At 34.2% G+C, this 1975-nt stretch carries 3 protein-coding genes; all 3 read right to left on the reverse strand.

The window, feature by feature from the left end:
• The coding region (locus NF27_RS07665) for an ankyrin repeat domain-containing protein (RefSeq protein WP_039457856.1) at positions 1-906 on the reverse strand (906 nt) is incomplete at its 3' end.
• A 91-nt stretch (positions 907-997) separates the two neighbouring features.
• Positions 998-1600: a hypothetical protein gene (locus NF27_RS07670; protein WP_152606876.1), complete on the reverse strand. Its 603-nt coding sequence runs from the start codon at positions 1598-1600 to the stop codon at positions 998-1000.
• Positions 1563-1724, reverse strand: coding sequence for a hypothetical protein (locus NF27_RS12555; protein WP_161791838.1), 162 nt, complete (start codon positions 1722-1724; stop codon positions 1563-1565). Before NF27_RS12555 ends, NF27_RS07670 begins: the two co-directional genes overlap by 38 nt.
• Between the last annotated feature and the right edge of the window lie 251 nt (positions 1725-1975).

Genomic DNA, 1975 nt, shown 5'->3' on the forward strand with positions numbered 1-1975 from the left:
TTTCTGCTCTTCTTTATTATCAGCTGAATTTCCAAATTCTCCATTAAGCTTACGCCTTCTTACCTCAGAAGCTACCCACCTTTCTCCTATACCTCTTTGAGAGTTTACAGAAAGCTTTTCAGGTGAAGAGTCATCCGCTCCTTTTTCAACTCTAGGATTTCTAGAATTCTCTACAGTTTCTGCAAAATCAGGTCGTCTCTTTCTCTTGGATCCGACTGTAAGTAAGCTTTCAGATCTATCTGCCTTCCTTTTTGTTTCAACTTCCCTTTCAGCTGCTTCAAATTCTTTTATTTTTTCCGAAGATAATTGCTTATATAGCTCCTTAGCAGTGAGACTTTTATAAGTTATAACCTCACCATAATTTTCATCAAACTTCTTAAATTCAATACTAGGAATATTAGAATTCGCTCCATTTTTAAGTAGCAACTTATATGCTCCCACAGCCCCTGTGTACGCAGCAATATGTATTGGCATCCATCCATCATCTTTTCTACGTACATTTACATTTGCTCCATGAGCAATTAAAAGCGGCGCTATCTTATCATAATGTATTGTTGAGAGTGAATCATGCAATGCGGTTTCTCCTTCAACGTTAACTACATTAACATCTGTATTTTTATTTTTCAGTAGTAATTCAACAATTTCAGGATATCCCCTCCTTGCAGCTAAATGTAAAGGTGTATCATCATTGCGGTTTCTAGCATTTAGGTCAATTCCCTTATCTAATAGGAACTTAATCATCTCAAGATCTCTACGTGTAATAGCTTGGTGAAGTAAAGTTGACTTATCAAAATCCTTACTATTGATATCGGTACCTTTATCCAATATCTCTTTTACCCGAGAAACTCTCCCTGATTCTGAAGCTAAGAATAGCTTTTCAACTATGCTCTCTTTGTCTTTTCTCATTTTTTTCTCTTTATTTTTTTTTAATTTTAGTTAGTAAAATATACAAAATCAATAAATAATATATTAATTATTAAGTAAATATTATAACATCTTAATCCTTTCCTCTACTATGCCCTATTTCTGATTTTTTAGTTCTTTCCTCCCAAGCTTCTGGATTTGGATTTCCTCTTGCAGTTACTTTTACTCTCTTTCTGCTTCTTTCATCGTTAGTAGTACTTTTTTCCTTAACCTCTTTTTCCTTAACTTCTTTTTTTCCTTCTTCTCTTAATTCAAATTTTGCTGTAATATCAGGCTCTTCTTTTCTTTTTCTTTTTTTATCTTTCTCTTCTTTTTGATCTTCTTTCAAAATACTGCTGGATGTACTACTGGATGAGCTGATATTATCTATTACATCTTCTAACTCAAGCATTCTTCTTGGTGATTCCACACCATGGTATCTCCCAGCCGGTGAAGATGATCTTCTATGAATCTGGGATCCGGTAACTGAGCGCTTCATTGCAAAAGCTTCTTTTAAATCTCTTACCCTAATTTTTTCAAGGAAGCTATCTCTAATTCTTCTCCTAAATTCATCTGGCAGTGTGTTGTCTCCATAGTCAACAAATTGTGGAATACCAGCAGGAAAAACCTGCTTATGCACATCTCTTACTGCTATAAGCTCATTGATAGGCGTAACCAAATTCTTCTGCCACTTCATTAATAGCCTCAATCATTATTTCACATTTAAGGCAACATCTTTTAGATATCCCTATATAAATCTGCTCATCAGCACTATCTCTTCCTATTTTTCTGCTTTCCATAAGCTTTTGAATCACTTTCATTTCAGCATGGACACGTTCCTTTCCACGGATAAACCTATATTGTCTCTTCTCTATCGCGTCTACAAATTCTTTGCTAAAGGCATTTTCAGATATTGGATTGGAATAAGCAAGTATTAAGATGAATTTAGAGTTTATTAAATATAAACTCTATAATAAAATATTTGTAACATTCCCCTTAAGACCCTCTAACCATTGATTTCTGCTCTTCTTTATTATCAGCTGAATTTCCAAATTCTCCATTAAGCTTACGC

This window comes from Candidatus Jidaibacter acanthamoeba, from assembly GCF_000815465.1.
Taxonomy (GTDB): domain Bacteria; phylum Pseudomonadota; class Alphaproteobacteria; order Rickettsiales; family Midichloriaceae; genus Jidaibacter; species Jidaibacter acanthamoebae.

Coding starts and splice junctions, on each gene's coding strand:
- NF27_RS07670 (WP_152606876.1), bottom strand. CDS start 1,600: ATGAAGTGGCAGAAGAATTTGGTTACGCCTATCAATGAGCTTATAGCA.
- NF27_RS12555 (WP_161791838.1), bottom strand. CDS start 1,724: ATGAAAGTGATTCAAAAGCTTATGGAAAGCAGAAAAATAGGAAGAGAT.